Origin of the sequence: Enterocloster aldenensis, from assembly GCF_003434055.1 — a bacterium.
Taxonomy (GTDB): Bacteria; Bacillota; Clostridia; order Lachnospirales; family Lachnospiraceae; genus Enterocloster; species Enterocloster aldenensis.
In genome coordinates this window covers 246,091-269,225 of the sequence record NZ_QVEX01000006.1, presented here as the reverse complement: position 1 = coordinate 269,225, position 23,135 = coordinate 246,091, and the positions used below count along the sequence as shown (strand labels likewise).

At 52.1% G+C, this 23,135-nt stretch carries 18 protein-coding genes; 17 read left to right on the top strand and 1 reads right to left on the bottom strand.

What is annotated here, in order from left to right:
- Positions 1–84 precede the first annotated feature (84 nt).
- Positions 85–1,458 carry a bifunctional diguanylate cyclase/phosphodiesterase gene (locus tag DWX59_RS14740; protein WP_117559965.1) on the bottom strand — a complete coding sequence of 458 codons (1,374 nt, stop codon included), beginning with the start codon at positions 1,456–1,458 and terminating at the stop codon, positions 85–87.
- A gap of 206 nt (positions 1,459–1,664) precedes the next feature.
- On the opposite strand from DWX59_RS14740, the gene pyrH reads away from it, so the two are divergent.
- The 17 genes from pyrH to DWX59_RS14655 all read left to right on the top strand — a co-directional run bounded on the left by pyrH (position 1,665) and on the right by DWX59_RS14655 (position 23,131).
- Complete coding sequence (pyrH, locus tag DWX59_RS14735) at positions 1,665–2,366, top strand: UMP kinase (RefSeq protein WP_117559964.1); 702 nt, start codon at positions 1,665–1,667, stop codon at positions 2,364–2,366.
- 88 nt (positions 2,367–2,454) lie between these two features.
- The gene (gene frr, locus DWX59_RS14730) at positions 2,455–3,006 is read left to right on the top strand and encodes a ribosome recycling factor (RefSeq protein ID WP_117559963.1); all 552 of its coding nucleotides are present in this window, start codon (positions 2,455–2,457) and stop codon (positions 3,004–3,006) included.
- Positions 3,007–3,154: 148 nt separating this feature from the next.
- Positions 3,155–3,874 carry an undecaprenyl pyrophosphate synthase gene (locus tag DWX59_RS14725; RefSeq protein ID WP_117559962.1) on the top strand — a complete coding sequence of 240 codons (720 nt, stop codon included), beginning with the start codon at positions 3,155–3,157 and terminating at the stop codon, positions 3,872–3,874.
- A 91-nt stretch (positions 3,875–3,965) separates the two neighbouring features.
- Positions 3,966–4,766 carry a phosphatidate cytidylyltransferase gene (locus DWX59_RS14720; protein WP_117560065.1) on the top strand — a complete coding sequence of 267 codons (801 nt, stop codon included), beginning with the start codon at positions 3,966–3,968 and terminating at the stop codon, positions 4,764–4,766.
- Between the two features lie 45 nt (positions 4,767–4,811).
- Positions 4,812–5,963, top strand: a complete 1,152-nt coding sequence (gene dxr / locus DWX59_RS14715; protein ID WP_177315904.1) for a 1-deoxy-D-xylulose-5-phosphate reductoisomerase — start codon at positions 4,812–4,814, stop codon at positions 5,961–5,963.
- Between the two features lie 40 nt (positions 5,964–6,003).
- Positions 6,004–7,053, top strand: coding sequence for an RIP metalloprotease RseP (gene rseP, locus DWX59_RS14710; protein ID WP_117559961.1), 1,050 nt, complete (start codon positions 6,004–6,006; stop codon positions 7,051–7,053).
- 5 nt (positions 7,054–7,058) lie between these two features.
- Positions 7,059–8,144 carry a flavodoxin-dependent (E)-4-hydroxy-3-methylbut-2-enyl-diphosphate synthase gene (gene ispG, locus DWX59_RS14705; RefSeq protein WP_268878111.1) on the top strand — a complete coding sequence of 362 codons (1,086 nt, stop codon included), beginning with the start codon at positions 7,059–7,061 and terminating at the stop codon, positions 8,142–8,144.
- Between the two features lie 41 nt (positions 8,145–8,185).
- Entirely contained in the window at positions 8,186–12,862 is a 4,677-nt protein-coding gene (locus DWX59_RS14700) for a PolC-type DNA polymerase III (RefSeq protein ID WP_117559959.1), read from the top strand.
- Positions 12,863–13,013: 151 nt separating this feature from the next.
- Positions 13,014–14,198, top strand: a complete 1,185-nt coding sequence (locus tag DWX59_RS14695; protein WP_117559958.1) for a BMP family lipoprotein — start codon at positions 13,014–13,016, stop codon at positions 14,196–14,198.
- 132 nt (positions 14,199–14,330) lie between these two features.
- Positions 14,331–15,917, top strand: coding sequence for an ABC transporter ATP-binding protein (locus tag DWX59_RS14690; protein WP_117559957.1), 1,587 nt, complete (start codon positions 14,331–14,333; stop codon positions 15,915–15,917).
- Positions 15,914–17,014, top strand: a complete 1,101-nt coding sequence (locus tag DWX59_RS14685; protein ID WP_117559956.1) for an ABC transporter permease — start codon at positions 15,914–15,916, stop codon at positions 17,012–17,014. The genes DWX59_RS14690 and DWX59_RS14685 overlap by 4 nt, the downstream gene beginning before the upstream one ends.
- The gene (locus DWX59_RS14680) at positions 17,011–17,964 is read left to right on the top strand and encodes an ABC transporter permease (RefSeq protein ID WP_117559955.1); all 954 of its coding nucleotides are present in this window, start codon (positions 17,011–17,013) and stop codon (positions 17,962–17,964) included. Before DWX59_RS14685 ends, DWX59_RS14680 begins: the two co-directional genes overlap by 4 nt.
- A gap of 193 nt (positions 17,965–18,157) precedes the next feature.
- The gene (locus tag DWX59_RS14675; RefSeq protein WP_117560063.1) at positions 18,158–19,528 is read left to right on the top strand and encodes a sodium-dependent transporter; all 1,371 of its coding nucleotides are present in this window, start codon (positions 18,158–18,160) and stop codon (positions 19,526–19,528) included.
- A gap of 223 nt (positions 19,529–19,751) precedes the next feature.
- Entirely contained in the window at positions 19,752–19,949 is a 198-nt protein-coding gene (locus tag DWX59_RS14670; RefSeq protein ID WP_117560062.1) for a helix-turn-helix transcriptional regulator, read from the top strand.
- Positions 19,950–19,951: 2 nt separating this feature from the next.
- Positions 19,952–20,440 carry a hypothetical protein gene (locus tag DWX59_RS14665; RefSeq protein ID WP_117559954.1) on the top strand — a complete coding sequence of 163 codons (489 nt, stop codon included), beginning with the start codon at positions 19,952–19,954 and terminating at the stop codon, positions 20,438–20,440.
- Positions 20,441–20,623: 183 nt separating this feature from the next.
- Positions 20,624–21,301 carry a MurR/RpiR family transcriptional regulator gene (locus tag DWX59_RS14660; protein ID WP_117559953.1) on the top strand — a complete coding sequence of 226 codons (678 nt, stop codon included), beginning with the start codon at positions 20,624–20,626 and terminating at the stop codon, positions 21,299–21,301.
- Positions 21,302–21,520: 219 nt separating this feature from the next.
- Positions 21,521–23,131, top strand: coding sequence for a PTS transporter subunit EIIC (locus tag DWX59_RS14655; protein WP_117559952.1), 1,611 nt, complete (start codon positions 21,521–21,523; stop codon positions 23,129–23,131).
- The last annotated feature ends 4 nt before the right edge of the window (positions 23,132–23,135 follow it).

Genomic DNA, 23,135 nt, shown 5'->3' with positions numbered 1-23,135 from the left:
GGGGGGGGGGGGGGGGGGGGGGGGCTGGAATATTGCTTTCCGCCGCACCCTGGCTCCATCCTGACAATGGATCCATTATCCTGCTTATCTCTTCATCTTCAGCTTTTCTTCCTCAATCGTTACCCGTGACTCCTCTAACGTGGTTCCAAGCACCTTTTTAAGTACGTCGAATTCCATGGTTGGTGCGTAGTAGAAGCCCTGCTGGTATTCACATTCGTAGCTGTTCAGCGCATTCAGCTGGTTCTCTGTCTCCACGCCCTCGGCAATGATATGTATGCCCAGTTCCTTGGCAATCTGAATCAGGCCGCCTGCAATGGATGCGGACTTTGGATTGGTTTCCAGCTGCCATACGAACATGCGCTCCAGCTTAACGGTATTGACCGGAAGGTCCAGGATGCTGGTTACAGGTGCGCAGCCGGAACCGAAGTTGTTCATGACCAGTTCCACGCCCATGTCGTACAGTTCCTGCATGGTGATGTTCACATTCAGGTAGATACTGGACAGTGCGCTGTCGTCCACCTCCAGCGCCAGCTTGCCTTCCGGAATCCGGTAGGTCTCAATGACACGCTTCACCTGGTCTATGAAATCCTCCTGTACCAGAAGGATGGGGGAGACCGGGATGCAGATGGAATCAAATTCACTGCCTGAGGCCAGCAGGTCCGCAATGCTCTTGCCCGCATGGTCCAGGGCATAGTATCCGATGGCGCGGATCTGCCCTGAGTCTTCTGCAATGGGCAGGAATTCAGCAGCGCCTACAAGTCCGATTCCCTGAATGAAAATCCGCATGTAGGAATCAGCCCTTGTGAACCGGCCTTCCTTCAGGCAGTAGGTGGGGCGGTAGCGGACTTCCAGTTCTTGCTTCTCCAGCGCTGTCTGCAGGTACATGGCAATGGACTGGCGGCGCACGAACTGCGTATGCATGTTGCTGTCATACACGGACATCTGGTTGGGTCCGCACTCAGCGGCAGAAGCAACGGCAAGGTCCAGGCGCTTAAGAAGCTCGTCCACATTAGCTGCATGGCCAGGATAGGAACAGAGACCGATCTGTGCGGAACACAGGCAGTCCACGCCGCGTATCTTCCATACATTCTCAAAACGTCCCAGTATCTCATCCGCCAGATCGGAAGCCTGGCCTTCGCTGTACTGCTCCAGGATGATGATGAACTCGACGCCTATGTAGCGGTATATGTTACCTTCGGTCACCTCTCCCAGGTATCCCTTTATCTGGGAGAGCAGCTCTTCACAGTATTCGTAACCGAAGGACTTGTTCAGGCTTTTGAAGTTCTCCAGATAAAGTTTCAGGACAACACCCTTGGAAGAGGGGGTGCTTAACGTTTCTTCCAGCCTTTGGAGGCAGAGGGCCCTTCCATCCCCGGATGGCTCCGCAGGAGTGAATGCAGGTGGTGCGGGCGGCAGTTCTGCCGTGTTTTTCTCTTTTTTGTGCTGAAACAAACCCATGATTGTTTCCTCCTTTTTGATTCACAGACAGCAGGCTGCCTGTAATTGCATTTCTTCCATTATAATATAAAAGCCAGAAAATCTCAATTTTTATTTGTGAAATGTGAGACGAAAAGGAAAAAAACAGAAATAATTTCTTTTTCTTTGCAAATTGACCTAACTATGTTATAATAGCGACAGATATTGCAACAAGGAGAAAAGGCTTTATGAAGATGAATCGCGTGTTTTTGAAATTAAGCGGAGAGGCCCTGGCCGGCCCTAAAAAAACCGGTTTTGATGAAGAGACGGTTAAGGAAGTTGCCAGGCAGGTTAAGCTCTCTGTAGACGCAGGTATACAGGTGGGTATTGTGATTGGCGGGGGCAATTTCTGGAGGGGACGTACCAGCGAGGCCATTGACCGGACTAAGGCGGACCAGATTGGAATGCTGGCCACGGTGATGAACTGCATCTATGTGTCGGAGATATTCCGGGGAGCCGGGATGATGACACAGATCCTCACACCCTTTGAGTGCGGTTCCATGACAAAACTGTTCTCCAAGGACAGGGCCAATAAGTACTTTGAGAAGGGCATGGTGGTATTCTTTGCAGGCGGGACAGGCCATCCGTATTTTTCAACGGATACCGGCATTGCGCTGAGGGCGATAGAGATGGATGCTGACTGTATCCTTCTGGCCAAGGCCATTGACGGGGTTTATGACAGTGACCCGAAGATTAATCCCCAGGCCAGGAAGTACGATACCATCACCATCCAGGAAGTGATTGACAGGCAGCTGGCCGTGGTGGACCTTACGGCATCCATCATGTGCATGGAGCACAGGATGCCCATGGCGGTATTCAGCCTTAATGAACAGGACGGGATTGCCAATGCAATGCAGGGGCGTATCAACGGCACCATTGTAACGGCTTAGGATTGTAAAATATTTTTAAAAACAGGATTTGAAAGCGGGAAGGAACCATATTAAGCAGCTGCCAAGGCTGCATTAACAGGAGGAACTTATGGAAGAACTGAAAATTTATGAGGACAAGATGAATAAGACGCTGGATGTGCTGTTATCCGACTTCGGGACCATCCGGGCAGGACGCGCCAATCCCCATGTGCTGGATAAGATCAAGGTAGACTATTACGGTACTCCGACCCCTCTTCAGCAGGTGGGCAATGTCTCTGTTCCCGAGGCCCGCATGATTGTGATCCAGCCGTGGGAAAAGAGCCTCTTAAAACCCATTGAGAAGGCTATCCTGACTTCGGAACTTGGAATCAACCCGACCAATGACGGCAACTGCATCCGCCTTGTGTTCCCTGAGATGACAGAGGAGCGCAGAAAAGAAGTTTCCAAGGATGTGAAGAAAAAGGGCGAGGGCGCCAAGGTAGCACTGCGCAATATCCGCCGCGATGCCAATGAAGCTTTCAAGAAAGCGGAGAAGGCAGGGGAGATGTCGGAGGATGACCTGAAGGAAGCAACTGAGAAGATGCAGAAGCTGACCGACAAGATGGTGGAGAAAGTAGACAAGGCTGTTGAAGAGAAGACAAAGGAAATCATGACAGTTTAATCCATATAAGTGAATACAGGGGGCAGGAGGGACTCCTGCCTCTTGTTGTATGTTATGGGCAGCCGGCTGCAGCCGGCGGATGACTGCATCAAATGAAAGGCAGGACCGGCAGGAACTGCGTAAGATTACATAGGAAAGGCGGATAAGCATGGCATTAGATGAGAATATGGTGATACCGGGGCATGTGGCCCTCATACTGGACGGCAATGGAAGATGGGCGAAAAAACGGGGACTTCCCCGGACCATGGGACACAAGGAGGGCTGCGTCACGGTGGAAAAGACGGTTGAGATAGCTGCAAGGATGGGAATCCGCTATCTGACCGTGTACGGCTTTTCCACGGAGAACTGGAAGCGCTCCGCCGAAGAGGTGGGGGCATTGATGCAGCTTTTCCGGTATTACATGGTGCGTCTCCTGAAGATTGCATCTGCCAATAATGTGCGTGTCAGGATGATTGGCGACAGAAGCAGGTTTGCCCCTGATATCATAGAAGGGATCAACCGTCTGGAGAGGGAGACTGCGGATAATACGGGCCTGACCTTCGTGATTGCGGTGAATTATGGCGGACGGGACGAGATACGCAGGGCGGCAGCCCGGCTTGCCAAGGACTGCGTCCATGGCAAAGTGGATGCGGATCAGATTGACGAGTCCCTTTTTTCCTCCTATCTGGATACAGCCGGTATGCCGGATCCGGACCTTTTAATCCGTACCAGCGGGGAGCTTAGGCTGTCCAATTACCTTCTGTGGCAGCTGGCCTACACGGAGATTGTTGTCACTGACTGTCTGTGGCCTGATTTCAATCAGGAGGAATTAGAAAAAGCGATTGTGCAGTATAATAAAAGAGACCGGCGGTTCGGTACGGTAAAGTAAGCAGTCCATGTTTGCAGGGGTGCTGACCTTAGGCACCTGTTAAGGAATGCCTTGTGCGAAGATGGATTGGGATGTGGGAAAGGAGAGGGCCATGTTTACGACCCGATTGATAAGCGGAATCATACTGGTGCTTCTGTCCGTTGTGGTTGTCGGACAGGGAGGCGTCCTGCTGTTTGGCGTCACGGCGCTGATTTCCGCCATAGGCCTGTTTGAATTGTACCGGGTTCTGGGCATAGAGCGCAAGTCCCTGGCAGCCGTAGGATATGCCACCGCATGTTCCTATTACGGAATCCTGTGGTTTGAGGGACAGAAGTATATCACGCTGATGATCATTGCTTCCCTTATGGTGATGATGGCGCTCTATGTGTTTACATTTCCAAAGTATAAGACAGAAGAAGTGACGGCTGCATTTTTCGGCGTGTGTTATGTGCCTGTGATGCTGTCCTTCCTTTACCAGACAAGGGTCATGAATGACGGGGCCTATCTTGTCTGGCTGATTTTCTTAAGCTCATGGGGCTGCGATACATGTGCTTACTGCAGCGGCATGCTGCTGGGCCGCCATAAGCTGGCGCCTGTCCTTAGTCCCAAGAAATCCATTGAGGGCGCTGTGGGCGGCGCTGTGGGCGCTGCGCTCCTGGGATTTATTTACGCGGCCCTGTTCGCAAGCCATATGTCCGGGGTGGAGAACCCTCAGCTGGTCTGCACCGCTGCGTGCGCCATTGCGGCGGTCATCTCCCAGATAGGGGACCTGGCTGCGTCCGCCATTAAGAGGAATCATGGAATTAAGGACTACGGCCGTCTGATTCCCGGGCACGGAGGTATCCTGGACCGGTTTGACAGCATGATATTTACTGCGCCGGCCATTTATTTTGCCCTTACATTTTTAAAATAAATGATGAAAGAAGAGTATTTCTTCGGGATAGGGAGAATATAAGTTATGATGAAGAATATTGCAATTCTGGGTTCTACAGGTTCCATTGGCACCCAGACATTGGAAATTGTAAGATACAATCAGGACCTGCGCGTCACAGCCCTGGCAGCCGGCAGCAATGTCCGTCTCATGGAGCAGCAGATACGGGAGTTTGGGCCAAAGCTGGCCTGTCTGTGGGAAGAGGAAAAGGCAGCCCAGCTCAGGACCCTGGTGGCGGATTTGGATGTGAAGGTGGTAAGCGGCATGGAGGGCCTGATTGAAACAGCGGCGGAGGCTTCTTCTGACATGGTGGTCACTGCCGTGGTGGGCATGATTGGAATCCGTCCCACCATTGCGGCCATGGAAGCCGGCAAGGACATTGCGCTGGCCAACAAGGAAACCCTGGTGACGGCTGGCCATATCATCATGCCCCTGGCAGCGAAGAACGGGGTGAGGATCCTTCCGGTGGACTCAGAGCATTCCGCCATTTTCCAATGCCTTCAGGGCGCGGCGGACAATCCTGTCCACAAAATCCTCCTCACTGCTTCCGGCGGTCCTTTCCGGGGCCGGACCAGGGAGCAGATGGCCGGGGTAAAGGTGGAGGACGCCTTAAAACACCCCAACTGGTCCATGGGCCATAAGATTACCATTGACTCCTCAACCATGGTCAACAAGGGGCTGGAGGTCATGGAAGCCCGCTGGCTTTTTGGTGTGGGGATTGACCAGGTGCAGGTGGTGGTACAGCCCACCAGCGTCATCCATTCCATGGTGGAGTTTGAGGACGGGGCAGTGATTGCCCAGCTCGGGACCCCGGATATGAAGCTCCCTATCCAGTATGCCCTCTATTATCCGCAGCGGCGCAGGCTTCCGGGCGGCAGGCTGGATTTCACAAAACTCAGGCAGATTGAATTCTCAGTCCCGGACATGGAGAATTTCCGCGGACTTAAACTGGCCTATGAGGCCGGAAGGCAGGGCGGCTCCATGCCCACTGTATTCAATGCCGCCAATGAGATGGCGGTTTCCCTGTTCTTAAATGGCAGGATCGGGTATCTGGATATCGTGGACATCATCGGGGAAGCCATGGCGTGCCATAAGGTGCAGGCTGATCCGGATGTGGCGGGAATCCTGAAAGCAGAACAGGAGACATATGGGTTTATAAAGGACAAATGGAACGCATAGAATATAAAAACAGAGATTAAGACAGAAAGGTTATTGCCGGATGAGTCTGATTATAGCGGTGCTGATGCTGGGAATCATTATCATGATTCACGAATTTGGCCATTTTTTATTTGCAAAGCTGAACGGAATTGGTGTGATTGAATTTTCACTGGGGATGGGGCCCAGGATCTGGAGCTGTGAAAAAGGCGGCACCAGGTATTCATTTAAGGCGCTGCCATTTGGCGGTTCCTGTATGATGCTGGGAGAGGATGAGAATGATTCGGATGAACATGCATTTAATAACAAGTCCGTGTGGGCCAGGATTTCCGTGGTGGCGGCAGGGCCTGTGTTTAATTTCCTTCTTGCATTCATCCTGTCCCTGGTCCTGGTGGGCGCGCTGGGGTACAATACCACAAAACTCCTCAGCGTGACCGAGGGATATCCGGCCCAGCTGGCAGGGCTTCAGGCCGGGGATGTGATAACATCCGTCAATGGAAGGAAGGTCCATTCCTTTGACGAATTCAAGGCCTATCTGTTTACCCACCCTCAAAAGGACCTGGATCTGACATGGCACAGAACGGACCCTTCAGGTAAGCAGGACTCCTACAGCGCCAGGATTTCGCCGGTTTATTCCAAGGACAGCGGCAGCTATGTCATTGGCGTGGCATTTGATGCAATGCCAAAAGCAGTGCAGAATCCAACCGAACTGCTGGTGCAGGGCCTGTATCAGGTGCGGTTCCAGATACAATATGTATTTGATACCCTGTCCATGATGGTCCGGGGCATGGTAAGCCTGAACGATATCAGCGGTCCGGTGGGAATCGTGGTGGAGATTGACCGGACAGTGGATGCGGTGGCGCCAGCTGGCGCAATGGCCATAATCCTTATGGTGGTGCAGCTGATTGTGCTGCTCAGCGCCAACCTGGGAGTGATGAACCTTCTTCCCATACCTGCGCTGGACGGGGGGCGCCTTGTATTCCTTATCATAGAAGCCGTGAGGGGCAAACCCATTGACAAGGAAAAGGAGGGCATGGTCCATATGGCCGGAATGATGCTGTTGCTGGCCCTTATGGTGCTTATCCTGTTTAACGATGTGAGGAAGCTGTTCTGACAGAAATGCAAAAGGGAGAGAGAGACATGTATCGGAACCATACAAAGACAATACGGATTGGGGACCGTGTCATTGGCGGCGGGAATCCCATCCTGATCCAATCCATGTGCAATACAAAAACAGAGGATGTAAGGGCAACGGTGGAGCAGATCCACCGCCTGGAACAGGCGGGCTGCGACATCATCCGGGTGGCGGTGCCCACTATGGAAGCAGCCATTGCCCTTTCCGGCATAAAAAAGGAGATACACATCCCTTTGGTGGCGGATATCCATTTTGATTACCGCCTGGCCATAGGGGCCATGGAACATGGGGCCGACAAAATCCGCATCAACCCCGGCAATATCGGCGACCATCATAAGGTAAAGGCAGTGGTGGACGAGGCAAAGGCGCGGGATATCCCCATCCGTGTGGGGGTAAACAGCGGTTCCCTTGAAAAGCCGCTGTTGGAAAAGTACGGCGGCGTGACAGCAGAGGGGATTGTGGAAAGCGCCCTTGATAAGGTAAGGTTAATAGAGGATATGGGATATGACAACCTGGTCATCAGCATCAAGTCCTCGGATGTGATGATGTGTGTCAAGGCCCATGAGCTGATTGCGGCCAGGACCAGATATCCCCTCCATGTGGGAATCACGGAGGCAGGAACCCTTTATTCAGGCAATATCAAGTCTTCCGTTGGGCTGGGAATCATCCTGCACCAGGGCATTGGGGACACCATCCGCGTATCCCTGACCGGAGATCCGGCGGAGGAGGTTAAGACGGCAAAGCTGATCCTTGGCACCCTGGGGCTGAGAAAAGGCGGTATTGAGGTGGTATCCTGCCCGACCTGCGGAAGGACCCGCATTGACCTGATTGGGCTTGCAAACCAGGTGGAAACCATGGTATCGGAGTTTGACGGCCTGGATGTGAAGGTGGCTGTCATGGGATGTGTGGTCAATGGCCCAGGTGAGGCAAAGGAGGCAGATATCGGAATCGCAGGCGGCGTGGGGGAAGGCCTTTTGATAAAAAAAGGCGAAATCATACGCAAGGTGCCGGAGGAAGATCTGCTGGCCGTGCTGCGCGCGGAACTGGAAGCCATGCAGAAACAGGTTTAAGGTTTAAACACACCTTAAGTTATAGAAAGAAGCAGGGATATATGGCAAAATGTTTTCTGGAAGTATTTCCAACTTTAAATATTGCGGAACCCTTAAAAGAGCTTTTAGGTCTGGTACAGGTGGAAAAGGTGACCACCACCAGGGATAGAAGCTCTATCCGCATTTATCTGAAGAGCCCCAGGCTCATACATAAACAGAATATCTATGATTTGGAAAAGGGGATAAAGGACCAGCTGTTCCCGGACAAGCAGGTGAGCATTAAGATTCAGGAAAAATACAGGCTCTCAGACCAGTATACCCCCCAAAAGCTGCTGGATATGTATAAGGAGAGCCTGCTGCTGGAACTTAAGAACTACAGCATCATTGAGTACACCATGTTCCGTAAGGCTGAAATCAACTTTGACAAGGAAGACCGGATGGTCCTGTCCGTGGAGGATACCATGGTGAACCGGGACAGGACAGGGGAGCTTAAGCGCGTCATTGAGAAGGTGTTTACAGAGCGCTGCGGCCTTCCTGTGGAGGTGGGATTTACCTTTATACCGCCCCAGGGCAATGACCGCAGAAGGCAGATTGAACTTAAGATGGAGCGGGAGGCGCAGGCCATCTACTGGCAGAACCACAAGGAGGAGCTGGCTGCCATGGGCGGTTCCTTTTCAACCGAAGGCCTGGAAGGCCAGGAACTGGTCCAGGGAAATGGAAACAGGGGCCAGGGAAACGGGGGACAGGGAGACAGCGCCTTCATGGATTCCGGATCCGGCCCTTCTGAAGCAGCTCCATGGGACATGCTTATGGCCCAGGCATCCGGCGGCGGGATTGGAACGGATGGAGGTTTTGGGGACCAGGCGGCAGGCCTGGACAAAACTTCATCAAAAGGCGCCGGCCAGGCGTCCGGTCTTAAGCAGGCAGGCGGACAAAAGGATAAGCCGCAGCTTAACAAGGGCCGGAAGGGCTGGGGCAAGGACAGGGACAGCGGGTTTGGCGAGGATAAGAAATATTCGGTCAAACGTTCCAATAACCCGGATGTCCTATATGGACGTGACTTTGAAGACGAGCCCATGGAGATTGAGAAGATTGACGGGGAGATTGGGGAAGTGACCCTTAGGGGTAAGGTGCTGACCTGTGAGAACAGGGAACTGCGCAGCGGCAAGTTCATCCTGACCTTTGATGTCAGCGACTTTACGGATACCATAACCGTGAAGATGTTCATACGTCCCGAGCTTTTTGACGAGGTAAAGGCGGTTATCAGCCCCGGTATCTTCATCCGGGTCAAGGGCGTGACCACCATCGACAAGTTTGACGGGGAGCTGACCCTTGGTTCCATTGTGGGAATCAAAAAAACCGATGATTTTACCAGCAAGCGCATGGACAGCAGCCTGGATAAGAGAATCGAGCTGCACTGCCATACCAAGATGAGTGATATGGATGGCGTATCCGAGGTCAAGAGCATCATTAAAAGGGCCAAGCAGTGGGGCATGCCGGCCATTGCGGTGACGGACCATGGCTGCGTCCAGGCCTTCCCGGACGCCAACCATGCCCTGGACAAGGGGGACACGTTTAAAATCATATACGGGGTGGAAGGTTACCTGGTGGATGATACAAAGCAGCTGGTGGAGAATCCGGGGGGACAGGGTTTTGAGGATACCTTTGTGGTGTTTGATATAGAGACCACTGGTTTCAGCCCTAAGAAGAACAAAATCATCGAGATAGGCGCCGTGAAGGTGACGGACGGAAAGATAACAGACCGTTTTTCCTCCTTTGTTAATCCGGATGTACCTATCCCCTTTGACATAGAGAAGCTGACCGGCATCAATGATTCCATGGTGCTGCCATACCCAAAAATCAATGTAATCCTGCCGCGGTTTTTAGATTTTGTGGGGGATGCTGTCCTTGTAGCCCATAATGCCAGCTTTGATGTGGGATTCATCAGCCATTTTGCAGAGGAACAGGGACTGCCTTTCAATCCCACGGTACTGGATACCGTGACCATTGCAAGGCTTCTCCTTCCCAACCTGAACCGTTTTAAGCTGGATACGGTGGCTAAGGCGCTTAATATCTCCCTGGCTAACCATCACAGGGCAGTGGATGATGCAGGGGCAACGGCTGAGATATTCGCCGCGTTTGTCCGGATGCTCAGGGACAGGGGCATTTCCGACCTGGAGGGCCTTAACGGAATGAGCACAATGGATACCAATACCATCCGCAAGCTGCCCACCTACCATGTAATCATCCTTGCCAAGAATGATATCGGACGTGTCAACCTCTACCGTCTGGTGAGCTGGTCCCACCTGGAATATTATGCCAGAAGGCCCAGGATCCCCAAGAGTATCCTTGATAAGTACCGGGAAGGCCTGATCATCGGCTCTGCCTGCGAGGCCGGGGAACTGTACCAGGCGCTGCTGCGCGGCGCGCCGGACGCTGAGATTGCACGGCTTGTGAATTTCTACGATTATCTGGAGATACAGCCTCTTGGCAACAACTCCTTCATGCTCAGGGACGAGAAGAGCACGGTGAAGTCGGAAGACGACCTGATAGAAATCAATAAGAGGATTGTTGAACTTGGCATGCAGTTTAATAAGCTGGTATGCGCTACCTGCGACGTGCATTTCCTGGATCCCCAGGACGAGGTGTACCGCAGGATCATCATGGCAGGACAGGGCTTTAAGGACTCCGATGACCAGGCGCCCCTGTATCTGCGGACCACGGAGGAGATGTTAAAGGAGTTCTCCTATCTGGGTCCGGACAAGGCCCATGAGGTGGTTGTGACCAATACCAGGAAGATTGCGGACATGTGTGAGAAAATCGCGCCGGTGCGCCCGGACAAGTGCCCCCCGGTGATTGAGGACTCGGATAAGACACTGACCAAGATCTGTTATGACAGGGCCCATGAGATGTACGGCGAGGACCTGCCAAAGATTGTTGTGGACCGTCTGGAACGGGAACTGCACTCCATCATCACCAACGGGTTCGCGGTTATGTATATCATTGCCCAGAAGCTGGTGTGGAAGTCCAATGAGGACGGTTACCTGGTTGGTTCCCGTGGTTCCGTTGGCTCCTCCTTTGTGGCAACCATGTCAGGTATCACGGAGGTAAATCCCTTAAGCCCCCATTATCACTGTCCCAACTGCCGTTATTATGATTTTGATTCCGAGGAGGTAAGGAAGTTTTCCGGCATGGCGGGCTGCGATATGCCGGATAAGTCCTGTCCCGTGTGCGGTACACCCCTTGAAAAGGACGGGTTTGATATTCCCTTTGAGACCTTCCTTGGATTTAAGGGGGATAAGGAGCCGGATATCGACCTTAACTTCTCCGGTGAATATCAGAGTAAGGCCCACGATTACACCGAGGTCATTTTTGGAAAGGGGCAGACCTTCCGTGCCGGCACCATCGGCACACTGGCGGATAAGACGGCTTTCGGTTATGTGAAGAAGTATTATGAGGAGCGGGGGACAAGGAAGCGCAATTGCGAGATCAACCGGATCGTGCAGGGCTGCGTGGGCGTGCGCCGCACCACGGGACAGCACCCGGGCGGTATTATCGTACTTCCCCTGGGCGAGGAAATCTATTCCTTTACCCCGGTACAGCACCCGGCCAATGATATGGCCACCTCCACGGTGACCACCCACTTTGACTACCATTCCATTGACCACAACCTGCTGAAGCTGGATATCCTGGGGCACGATGATCCTACCATGATACGTATGCTCCAGGACCTGATCGGCATTGATCCGGTTAAGGATATCCCTCTGGACAGCCGGGAGGTCATGAGCCTGTTCCAGGATACCTCGGCCCTTGGGATCGTGCCGGACGACATAGGGGGCTGTCCACTGGGAGCCCTTGGCGTACCTGAGTTCGGCACGGATTTTGCCATGCAGATGCTTCTGGACACCAAGCCCAAGTACTTTTCGGATCTGGTGCGTATTGCCGGACTTGCACATGGTACGGACGTATGGCTGGGCAATGCCCAGACCCTGATCCAGGAAGGAAAAGCCACCATCCAGACAGCAATCTGTACCAGGGACGATATTATGGTTTACCTGATTGCCCAGGGCCTGGAGGAGGGCCTGTCCTTTACCATCATGGAGAGCGTCCGTAAGGGCAAGGGGCTGAAGCCTGAGTGGGAGGAGGAGATGACGTCCCACGGCGTACCGGACTGGTATATCTGGTCCTGCAAGAAAATCAAATACATGTTCCCCAAGGCCCATGCGGCTGCCTATGTAATGATGGCGTGGCGTATTGCGTATTGTAAGATATTTTACCCCCTGGCCTATTATGCTGCGTTCTTCAGTATCCGCGCCAGCGCATTTTCCTATGAAATCATGTGCCAGGGCAGGGATAAGCTGGAATATTATCTGGCTGATTATAAGAAACGGGCAGATACCCTTTCCAAAAAGGAGCAGGATACCCTGAGGGACATGCGTATTGTCCAGGAAATGTATGCAAGGGGGTATGATTTCGTGCCGCTGGATATATACAAGGCCAAGGCAAGGCATTTCCAGATCATAGACGGCAAGCTGATGCCGTCCCTCAGCAGCATTGACGGACTGGGCGAAAAGGCGGCGGACGCGGTTGTGGATGCGGTAAAGGACGGCATTTTCCTTTCCATTGAGGATTTCAGCAGCAGGGCCAAGGTAAACGGCACCCTGTGCACCCTGATGGCGGATATGGGGCTGTTAAAGGACCTGCCCCGCTCCAACCAGCTGTCCCTGTTTGACCTGTAAGGGACATTGGGGCAGGGGTGTGCATTTTTCAACAGGTTCGGCATAATTTACAAATAATTCCTTAAAATATTGCAATGATTTGTGATTTATGGTACATTAGAAATGTACTTGGACACTATTCATTTCTAAGCGAAGAGGAGGAATCAATCTTATGAAAAAAAGAATATTGGCAATGGCGCTGGCAGCAGTAATGGCCGGTTCCCTGACAGCATGCGGCGGTTCGGCGAAGACAGAGCCGGCACAAGCGCCTGCAGGGACAGAGGCGCCTGCTGCCGAGAGTAAGGATGAGGGCAAGACAGAGGGCGGGGAGTCCACTGAGGCTGCCGCGTCCCAGTCAGGCGGATATGAGCTGGCCCTGGTCACCGACCTTGGCACCATTGACGATAAGTCCTTTAACCAGGGAGCCTGGGAAGGCCTTAAGAAGTATGCGGAAGAGAACAGTATCACATATAAGTATTACCAGCCCCAGGAAGGCACCACGGACGCCTATCTGGAGACCATCGGACTGGCCATAGAGGGCGGTGCGAAACTGGTGGTATGCCCGGGCTTCCTGTTTGAGGAGCCGATTTACATTGCCCAGGATAAGTATCCTGACATCCATTTCATCCTGTTGGACGGGGAGCCTCATGATGCGGAATACAATTACAAGACAGGCAGCAATGTAATGCCCATCCTGTTCCAGGAGGACCAGGCCGGTTTCCTGGCCGGTTATGCGGCTGTGAAGGACGGATATACAAAGCTGGGCTTCATGGGCGGAATGGCGGTTCCGGCCGTTATCCGCTTTGGATACGGATTTGTCCAGGGCGCTGAGTTTGCTGCTGAGGAAGACGGCGTCACGGGCGTGGAGGTCATGTATAACTATACCGGCGGCTTTGCAGCCACACCGGAGGCACAGTCCATGGCTGCTTCCTGGTATCAGAACGGTACTGAGGTCATCTTCGGCTGCGGCGGCGCCGTGGGCAATTCCGTGATGGCGGCGGCCCAGGAGAAGAATGCTAAAACCATTGGCGTGGACGTTGACCAGAGCAGTGAATCCGACACGGTCATCACCTCTGCCATGAAGCTGCTTTCCAACTCCGTATATGACGGGGTAAAGGATTTCTACGACGGCAAGTTCCCGGGCGGCAAGACTTCCGTGTTCACGGTTGAGAATAACGGCGTCGGGCTTCCCATGGAAACCTCCAAGTTCGGGAAGTTCTCACAGGAACAGTATGACGCCATATATAAGAAACTGGCTGACGGGGAGATAACACTGGTACAGTTCTCAGAGGACAACAATGACCCGACCAAGGACCTGACCGGGTTGACCAACACCAAAGTCACATATGTAGAGTAGCAGGGGCGGCTGAAGCTTCATTGACACGCAGGGTGCCGGATGACAACGGCGCCCTGCTGTATTTTCAGGCCTTCATCCCGCCGGGCGGTGAAGGCAGGCCGCACAGGCTGGTTTGCTGCGAGGGGGAACCGCATGAATGATTATATTATTGAGATGCTGGGCATCACAAAGGAATTTCCCGGTATTATAGCCAACGACAATATTACCCTTCAGCTTAAGAAGGGGGAAATCCACGCCCTGCTGGGAGAGAACGGAGCAGGTAAGTCCACGCTGATGAGCGTGCTGTTCGGGCTTTACCAGCCGGAAAAGGGTGTGATTAAAGTCAGGGGACAGGAAGTGAAGATTAAAGGCCCCCTGGATGCCAATGCCCTGGGCATCGGCATGGTACACCAGCATTTTAAGCTGGTACATAATTTTACGGTCCTGCAGAATATCGTCCTGGGCATGGAGACGGTCAGGCATGGATTTTTAAAGATGGATGATGCGAGGAAAAAGGTGGTGGGGCTCAGTGAGCGGTATGGCCTTTACATTGACCCGGACGCCCTGATCCAGGATATCACGGTGGGGATGCAGCAGAGGGTGGAAATCCTCAAGATGCTTTACCGGGACAATGAAATCATGATTTTTGACGAGCCCACGGCCGTGTTGACGCCGCAGGAGATTGACGAGCTGATGCAGATCATGAGGAGCTTGGTGGCCGAGGGCAAGTCCATCCTGTTCATCACCCATAAGCTGGATGAAATCAAGGCGGTGGCGGACCGGTGTTCCGTGCTGCGCCGCGGTAAGTATATAGGAACCGTGGATGTGTCCTCCATCTCAAAGGAGGAAATGTCGGAGATGATGGTGGGCCGCAAGGTAAGCCTTACGGTGGAAAAGACACCTGCATCTCCTGGCAGGACCATACTGGAAGTGGAGCACGTATCGGTACAGTCCCACATAGAGGGTCATACCAAGCTGCTGGTCAACGATGTAAGCTTTGAGGTGCGCAGCGGTGAGATTGTGTGCATTGCGGGAATTGACGGCAACGGGCAGACCGAACTGGTCCATGCCATCACCGGGCTTGGTGAAGCGGCTAAGGGCCGGATCCTGTTAAACGGTGAGGATGTGACGAAGAAGAGCATACGGCACAGGAACACGGGCGGTCTCAGCCATATCCCTGAGGACAGGCACAAACACGGGCTGGTGCTGGATTATAACCTGGCATACAACCTGGTCCTGCAGCAGTACTTTGAACCTGGGTTCCAGAAGGCCGGTTTCCTCCAGGATGATGAGATATACAGATATGCGGACCGGCTGATTGGAGATTTCGATATCCGGAGCGGAGAAGGGGCGGATACGGTTACGCGCAGCATGTCCGGCGGAAACCAGCAGAAGGCAATCGTGGCAAGGGAAATCTCCAGGGAGCATGATATCCTTCTGGCAGTGCAGCCAACCAGGGGACTGGATGTGGGCGCCATCGAATATATCCACCAGGTGCTTGTGAAGCAGCGGGATGAGGGCGCTGCCATCCTCCTGATATCCCTGGAACTGGATGAGGTCATGAACTTAAGCGACCGTATCCTTGTGATGTTTGAAGGCGGGATCGTGGCAGACCTGGATCCGGGTGAGGTCACGGTCCAGGAACTGGGGCTTTACATGGCCGGATCCAAACGGCAGGACATGGCGGCCGGGGATGGCACAGAGGGACAGGGCACGCCGGGAAAGGCAGGTGATGTATGATGAGCAGGCCAAGGACACAGAAAAGGCGCGATTATGTGGGGGTATTGTCCTCTGTATTTGCCATTATCATCGGATTGCTGGTGGGATTCGTCATCCTGCTTTTAAGCAATCCTTCCCAGGCAGTGCCGGGATTCATCACCATCCTGACCGGCGCATTAACCCATGGCTTAAAGGGCGTGGGACAGGTGTTTTATTATGCCACGCCCATTATCCTTACGGGCCTTTCCGTGGGGTTTGCGTTTAAGACAGGGCTGTTCAATATCGGCACGCCGGGGCAGTTCATTGTGGGTGCCTTTGCAGCGGTCTATGTGGGCATCATGTGGAAGGGGCTGGGCCCCGTCCACTGGGCGGCGGCCCTTCTGGCAGCGGTCCTTGGGGGTGCGCTCTGGGGCATGGTTCCGGGCCTTTTAAAGGCATACTTTAATGTAAATGAAGTCATTGCCTCCATCATGATGAACTACATCGGCATGTATATGGTTAACTGGATCGTAAAGAGTTATAAGCCCCTGTTTAATAACTTGAGGAATGAATCCAGGAATGTGGCTTCCACGGCCCAGATCCCAAAGATGGGCATGGACCGCCTGTTCCCTGAATCCAGTGTGAACGGAGGGATCCTGATTGCCATTGCAACCGTAATCCTTATCTGGGTCATCCTTAATAAGACCACCTTCGGATATGAACTGAAGGCGGTAGGTTTTAACCGGGATGCCAGTAAGTATGCTGGAATTAATGAGAAGAAAAGCATCATCATGAGCATGGTGATTGCAGGCGCCATAGCCGGCATGGCGGGCGGGCTTTTATACCTGGCCGGGACAGGGAAGCATATTGAAATCAAGGATGTGCTGGCGTCCGAAGGATTCACGGGGATTTCCGTGGCCCTTCTGGGACTGAGCCATCCCATCGGCGTACTGTTTTCCGGTATTTTCATCGCCTACCTGACAGCAGGAGGATTTTATCTGCAGCTTTTTGAATTTTCCACGGAAATCATTGATATCATTGTTGCGGTAATTATTTATTTCAGCGCCTTTGCATTGATTGTGAAGACCATCCTGACCCGTGTGAATAAGAACAGGGAGAAAGGAGGCGGCCAGTCATGAGTGTCGTATACTTTATTTTCCAGCAGACCATGCTGTTTACCATCCCCCTGATGATTGTGGCGCTGGGCGGCATGTTCTCCGAGCGCAGCGGCGTTGTGAACATTGCCCTGGAAGGCATCATGACCATGGGGGCATTTACGGGAATCCTGTTCTTAAACATGACCGGAGGAAAGATGGGCGGACAGTTCCAGCTGGCCCTGGCCATCCTGATTTCAACGGCCACAGGCGCGGCCTTTGCCTTTTTCCACGCATACGCGTCCATCAATATGAAGGCCAACCAGACCATCAGCGGCACGGCGCTTAATATGTTTGCGCCTGCATTTGCCATCTTTGTGGCAAGGGTCATCCAGGGAGTCCAGCAGATACAGTTCAATAATACATTCCGTATTGAATCAGTGCCTGTCCTTGGAAAGATTCCGTTCTTGGGACCGCTGCTGTTCCAGAATACCTATATCACCACCTATCTGGGTATCCTGATCCTGATTGCTTCAACCCTTGTGCTGTACCGTACCAGGTTTGGGCTGCGCCTGCGTTCCTGCGGCGAACATCCCCAGGCAGCGGACGCGGCGGGAATCAATGTGTACAGGATGCAGTATGCGGGAGTTCTCATATCCGGTGTGCTGGGCGGTCTGGGCGGCCTGGTGTTCGTGGTCCCGACCTCCACCAACTTTAACGCGGATGTGGCAGGATATGGTTTCCTGGCATTGGCCGTGCTTATATTCGGACAGTGGAAGCCGGTGAGGATCATGTGGGCATCCCTGTTCTTCGGCCTTATGAAGGCAGTGGCGGCGGCTTATTCCGGTATCCCCTTCCTTGCTGCCACGGGAATACCAAGTTATGTGTATAAGATGATCCCCTATCTGGCAACCCTGATCGTGCTCATATTCACTTCCAGAAATTCCCAGGCGCCCCGGGCATCCGGCGTGCCCTATGATAAGGGGCAGAGATAGCAGAAGTGGTTTTCATGGCCGGTACATCCCTTTGTTGGATGTACCGGTACTTTATTGGTGTAAACCGTTGGTATTGCTATTTATATGATAATATGGTAATATATGAAAGCGCCGTGGGGCGTGTCTGAAAATGGCTTTTTGTCAGATGCCCTGGTATAAGGCGCTTTTATTACGGAATGGGGGATATATAATCATGGAACGTGAAAAGTTTTCATCCAGGCTTGGATTCATCCTTATATCCGCGGGATGTGCCATTGGTCTTGGCAATGTATGGCGTTTTCCTTATATCGTAGGTGAATACGGAGGCGCGGCATTCGTGCTGGTCTACCTTGTGTTCCTTCTGATTCTGGGACTGCCGATTGTAATAATGGAGTTTGCGGTTGGACGGGCCAGCAGGAAAAGTGCGGCCGTATCCTTTGATGTACTGGAACCAAAGGGAAGCAGATGGCATCTGACAAAGTATCCTGCCATGGCGGGCAACTATATCCTGATGATGTTCTATACCACGGTCGGCGGCTGGATGCTTCTCTATTTTTTTAAGATGCTTATGGGCGACTTCACCGGACTTGAGGCTGAGGCCGTGGCAGGGGAATTCAACACCATGCTGGGGAATCCGGTGCTTATGGGCAGCTTTATGGTGGTAGTGGTGCTGCTATGTTTTGGCGTGTGCGCCATGGGCCTTCAGCAGGGGGTGGAGCGCATTACCAAGGTCATGATGGTGTGCCTGCTGGGACTGATGGTCGTGCTGGCTGTCCACTCCATGATCCTTCCGGGCGGCGGTCCGGGACTGGAATTTTACCTGAAGCCTGATTTTGGCAAGATGAAGGAAGCCGGACTGGGGGACGCGGTGTTTGCTGCCCTGGGACAATCCTTTTTTACGCTGAGCATTGGAATTGGAGCCCTGGCTATCTTTGGAAGCTATATCGGCAAAGAGCGGTCCCTGACAGGGGAGGCGGTCAGCGTCGCACTTTTAGATACCATGGTTGCATTCATGGCAGGCCTTATTATTTTCCCGGCATGTTTTGCCTATCAGATTGAGTCCACGGCAGGGCCGTCCTTAATCTTCATCACCCTGCCAAATGTATTCAACCACATGGCAGGCGGAAGGATATGGGGGACCATGTTTTTCCTGTTCATGTCCTTTGCTGCATTTTCAACCATTATCGCGGTGTTCCAGAATATCATATCCTTTGCAACGGATCTGACCGGCTGTTCCGTCAGGAAGGCGGTTGCATGGAACATAGTGGCCATCATCATCCTGTCCGTCCCATGTGTGCTGGGATTCAACCTGTGGAGCGGATTTGCGCCGCTGGGTGAGGGAAGCACGGTCCTGGACCTGGAGGATTTCATCCTCAGCAATAACCTGCTTCCTATTGGAAGCATGCTTTATCTTTTGTTCTGCACCAGCCGGTATGGGTGGGGATTTAAGAATTTCATGGCAGAGGCCAATGAAGGGGAAGGCATTCATTTCCCTGCATGGGCAAGGATATATGTGAGTTATATCCTGCCTCTGATTGTACTGGGTATCTTTATCCAGGGATATGCTTCAAAATTCATGGGTTAGGAATGGGAACCAATGTCCGGACAGGCCCAAAGGCAAACGGCGGGAACGGATGTCAGGACACGTCAGGGAACCAGTGAAAAGGTGCTGTCACGCTGTGGCAGTTCTTTTTTTTGCGTTTGGATGTAAAATAAGCTTGACATTTTGCGTAAAGTAAACTATACTAAAAAAGTAAAACATACTTTACATTACGCATGCAGGTCTTAGGAACGAAAGGGTGGTGGGATTGAAGACTAAAATACAGGAACTGCGCAAACAGAACAAGGTAACCCAGGAGGAACTGGCGGCCGCGCTGGGAGTGACCCGGCAGACCATCATTTCCCTGGAGAACGGCAAGTATAATGCCTCGCTGCAGCTGGCATTTAAGATTGCCAGGTTTTTTGAACAAAGTATAGAGGATATATTTTTATATGAGGAGGAATGATTATGTGGCTGAACCATTTATTTATTGATAGTCCGATTGATTTTGAAAAGCGGTGCAGGAACCGTGTGTGGATCGGGGTCCTGTTCCTGGTGTTGGGGGCAGCAGCCCTGGCCCTGTCCTTTGTGGCCAGGGACAGGGTGATGGTAATGTACCTGGAGCCGGGTTACACGGATTATATTCCGGGGTTTTACTGGGGGACAGGGGCCGGGCTTGTGGCGGCCGGCATCATTTCCATTATCAGGAATGTGAAGTACCTGAAGAATCCGGAGCTGGGAAAGAAACGGAAAATCTATGAGACGGATGAGAGGAACCGGATGCTTGGGCTGCGATGCTGGGCATATACGGGATATACCATGATGCTTACTCTTTATATCGGCATCCTGGTCAGCGGGTTCATCAGCCTGACCGTATCCAAGACACTTATGGTTGTTGCGGCCTTTTATGCGGTGGTGCTGTTTGTGTTCAGGCGGCTGCTTCAGAAGGCCATGTAGGAGGCGTTGGCAGTGCCCGGAATAAATATGCCGGGCATTATTATCCCGGATTGCACAGGCATTAAGAAAGTACGGTTTCCGGGGGCGGGGTATGCCCTGTCCGGGAAATCGTACTTTCTTCTTTTGTAATTAAAAGTTTATGCTATAATAGACTCAAACCGTGTTGAGGGGAGAGTAGGGCATATGAATGAGCTGAATGGTCTGCAGCGGCAGATTTTAGACGAAATAAAAGAAGACATCAAGAAAAACAGCGATATGTCGATTAAGGATTTTGCAAAAAGACACTACATATCCCCTGCCTTTCTGGTGAACCTGTCTAAAAAACTTGGGTATTCCGGTTACAGGGAATTGATATTTTCCTTTAAATCCAGCCACAAATCCCAGCCTGCTGCCCAGGACCGTGATTTGGCCGGAATCCGGAACACCATCATAAGTAACTATTCGGAAGAAATGGTGGATACCTTTGTACGGCATATGAAGGGCGCTAAGGAAAAATATGTGTATGCCATGGGAATCGGATACTCCATGGTTGCCATTGATTATATCAGCCGTAAGTGCGTCAGGGACGGCTACCGGCTGATTTATACGGAAAGCCTGGGGGAACTGTCTGAGTTTGAGGACAACGTGGGGATCATGGTGTCGGAGTCAGGCGAAACACAACTGGTGATAGATGAAGCGGAAAAGTGCAGGCAGCACGGATATTTTACCATTGCATTCCTGCGCAATGAGAACAGCCGCCTGCGGAAGATGGTGGACCTGCCAATCATCATCCCCAAAGAGGAGTGGGAGGATGAGCTGCAGATTAATACGTTTGTGTCCAATACCATCATCGCATTCCAATTACTGTTTTCCCAATTATGAATTTCAACCGTTTATCCATGAGACAGGATGGATAAACGGTTTTTTTGTGCCACGAATTATCTGAAAACGTGAACTATTTTACTCAGTATGAAGCGTTTCACGGATGCCCTGGAAGTATTGCATTTAAAAGTCGGAGTCACTATACTGAAAATACAAAAAATACAGCCTGCGCAGGTAAATGTATTTACACTTTGTAATGTATAAGGAGGGGTATCATTCATGTCTAATGGTATGAAAGCTTTTTTCCAAAAGCTAGCAAGAGCATTTTTAATTCCAGTATCCCTGATAGGTGTGGCATCGCTTATCATGGCCATTGGCTGTATTTTCACTGATGCGGCGATTATTAAGATAGTCCCGTTTTTTGCCAGCACCCCCATTCAATATCTGGGGAACTGGATGGTAACCACAGGCGTTCAGGTCCTTCATAACCTGGCATTGGTCTACGCCATGGCCCTGGCGTTCGGTCTGGCGGCAGAAAAGAAAGAGTATGCGGCGCTGGGCGCGTTTATCGGATATTTCGCCCTGCTTAAGTCAATGAACCTTTTGATTACAACCTTCCCCAACGTAAGGGCCATGTTCCCTGAAACAGGCATCACGACGGTTCTGGGGGTGGAAACCGTCAATGTAGGGATTATGGGAGGTATCCTGGTAGGTGTCATCGTTGCAAACCTGCATAACAAATTCAAGGACATTAAGCTGCCTATGGCATTTTCCTTTTATCAGGGTACAAGATTTGTTCCAATCATATCTTTAATCGTGCTCAGTATTGTGGGACAGATTCTGCCGTTTCTCTGGGTATATGTGCAGAGGGCCATTGACGCATTCGCAAAGGTGCTGGGCAGTCTGGGCATCTTTGGTCCCTTTGTCTATGCGCTGGGGGAGAGGGCGCTGATCCCCACGGGCCTGCATCAGATATGGAATACCATTGTCAGGAATACGTCCGTGTCAGGTGTGTATACCTTTGCATCCGGGGCAGTGGCGGAAGGCACGGTTGCCGGATATGCACAGTATCTGGTGGAAGGCCTGCCTACTAATGCATCGCTGGCACAACTGGTTTCCTATTATTTCGGTCCGCAGATTCCCATGATGCTTGGCGGCCTTCCGGCAATCGCTCTGGCTATCTACAAATGTGCGGATGCGGATAAGAGGGAGAGCATTAAACCCCTGGTACTGGCCGGGGCGCTGACAGCCATCTTCGCAGCCATCTCAGAGCCCATTGAGTTCATCTTCCTGTTTGCGGCGCCGCTGCTTTACGTGGTCTACAGCTTCTATACCGGATTAAGCTGGCTGCTGTGCTTTATCCTGGGCAGCGGCGTGGGCGGCTCCAATTCCAGTATCATCGGGTTGTTTACCAATGGGTTCCTGCGTCCTGGCTCCAATGTTTGGGTGGTCTGCGTGATTACTGTGCTGGAGTTCGTGCTCTGCTATGTTACCTTCCGGTGGTGGATCATACATTTTGATGTAAAGACACCGGGGCGCGGGGGAGATTATGACGACTCACTGGCATTTGCGGCTGAGATTGCCAATATTGATATGTCTGCAGCAAAACCAGAGGCATCGGCAGGACTGGATACCAAGAATCCCGAGATGCTGAAGGCACAGCTGATTGTGAGGGGCCTTGGCGGTAAGGATAATATCACTGAAACAGAGGCATGTATGTCACGGCTTAGGGTAGTTGTTAAGGATTATTCCCTGATAGATGAATCAATCCTCAAAAGGACGGGCTGCAACGGGATTGTAAAAGTAAGCAGCAATGAAATACAGATTGTTTACGGCACGACCGTGACATTAATCAAGAAGACGGTTGACAAGGTCATAGAAAATAGTTAAGGAG